This is a genomic window from Caballeronia terrestris (assembly GCF_001544515.1).
GTDB classification, from domain to species: domain Bacteria; phylum Pseudomonadota; class Gammaproteobacteria; order Burkholderiales; family Burkholderiaceae; genus Caballeronia; species Caballeronia terrestris.
Genome location: NZ_FCOL02000368.1, coordinates 1 through 1,567, shown reverse-complemented (window position 1 = coordinate 1,567; position 1,567 = coordinate 1). Strand labels below are relative to the sequence as shown.

Genomic DNA, 1,567 nt, shown 5'->3' with positions numbered 1-1,567 from the left:
CGACGATCAGACTGGCTGCGGCCATCGACGGCGGCACCCCCCTGAGCCGCAGCATCCTGTACGACACCACCTCGCCGCCAATGCGCGCGACCGGCAGCATGCAGTTCACCGATTCGCGCACCCACACTAGACGCAGCATCGTCAGCAAGGAGGGCCGATGCACTCGGCGGATCAGTGTGCGCCATTCGTACGCGTTGACGAGCATCGGCAGCACGTGTACCAGCGCGGCCAGCAGTAAGCCGGCGCCGGCGGTTCGCAGCGCGTGGAGCACGGCGGCAGGATTGTCGTGCCAGACGAGCCACAGCGACGCGATCAGGCCGACAAGCGCCGCGACGCGGCCAAAATGCTTCATCTTCTCGGTGCCGTTGAGAGGTGCAGCGCAGTGAGCGCCCTGCGCGCGGATTGCCTTTGTTTCATCAGTCGCTTACCCGTTCGTCCTGGACAGCGGACAACAGGCCGTCACTATCGACTTCGAAATGGAAGCCGCGCCACGTCACACGGGACGACCAGAAACTTGCGACGAATATCGCAAAGGAGACTATATCCCACAGCGGCAATAGCCATAGGTCGCGATGTGCCTGGCGCAATACGCGGTCCGACAACAACTCAAGCGCGAGCCTTGCGCCCACTGTCGCGAGCACGAGTTGCAACGACCAAGCGGCGGCGCCGGACAACATCACGGCGAAAAGCGCGAATGCGAGCGGGTGAACGAGCACCGACCCCAGATGGCCGAGCGGATCGACACGGCGGATCGTGCGGCTCCAGCGCAGCTCGTGCGCGATCAACTGGCGCGCGCTGGTTTCAACGCAGGCATGCGCGACCGTGAGGGGCGGAATCGATACCTTTTCGCCGGCGCGCCGCACCGCCTCGCCGATTGCGTGATCCTCCGCCAGATGCCTGACGAATGGCTCAAAGCCGCCGATCTTTTCGAGCGTCGCGCGTCGCATCGCAATGGTCTGCCCGAAGCAGGGTCGCGCGAGGCCCAGCGCGAGGGCGATCACCACACTGGGAAGGAACTGGTAGTTGGTGGCTTTCGCCGAAAGACGCGGCCAGAACCCCGGTGCGGGTTCGCCGCGATAGATGCACGTGACGAGTCCGACGCCTGGCTTCTGCAGTTCGCCGATGACCTTGCGCAGGTAGTCCGGTGCGACGCTGACGTCGCTGTCGGCGAACACCAGCACGTCGTGCCGCGCTTGCGGCAGCATGTTCAGGATGTTGCTGATCTTTCGGTTTGGCCCATACAGTCGCTCATCGGCGACCACGGTCACGTCTGCTTCGGGATGCAGGCGCCGCAGTGCATCGACCGCGGGCAGCGCTGGATCGGCCGCGTCGTTCACGCCGAACAGGAACTGCACGGGGCCGGGATAGTCCTGATGGCAGAAGCTCGAAAGATTGGCGAGCAATCCCAGCTCGTCGCCGTACAACGGCTTGACGATGGTGACTGGTGGATAGCTGCTCGGCTCGCACGCCGTGCGGCGGAAGAAACGTCTGATCAGCAAGGCCGCGACGATCGTATAGGCGATGCCGAACATCGCTCCCGCGCCGCATGCCGTCGCCATGGCCGCAA

General features: G+C 64.5%; 2 protein-coding genes. Both read right to left on the bottom strand.

Annotated features, from left to right (window positions below; all coding sequences use genetic code 11):
• Positions 1-352, bottom strand: a 352-nt coding sequence (locus tag AWB67_RS37470; RefSeq protein ID WP_200822420.1) for a lysylphosphatidylglycerol synthase domain-containing protein, incomplete at its 3' end; no start/stop codon positions are given.
• Between the two features lie 64 nt (positions 353-416).
• Entirely contained in the window at positions 417-1,559 is a 1,143-nt protein-coding gene (hpnI, locus tag AWB67_RS37465; RefSeq protein WP_087660816.1) for a bacteriohopanetetrol glucosamine biosynthesis glycosyltransferase HpnI, read from the bottom strand.
• Positions 1,560-1,567: the final 8 nt, after the last annotated feature.

Excerpts from the sequence above, each read along its gene's own strand:
- hpnI (WP_087660816.1), bottom strand. The coding sequence starts at position 1,559 with ATGGCGACGGCATGCGGCGCGGGAGCGATGTTCGGCATCGCCTATACG.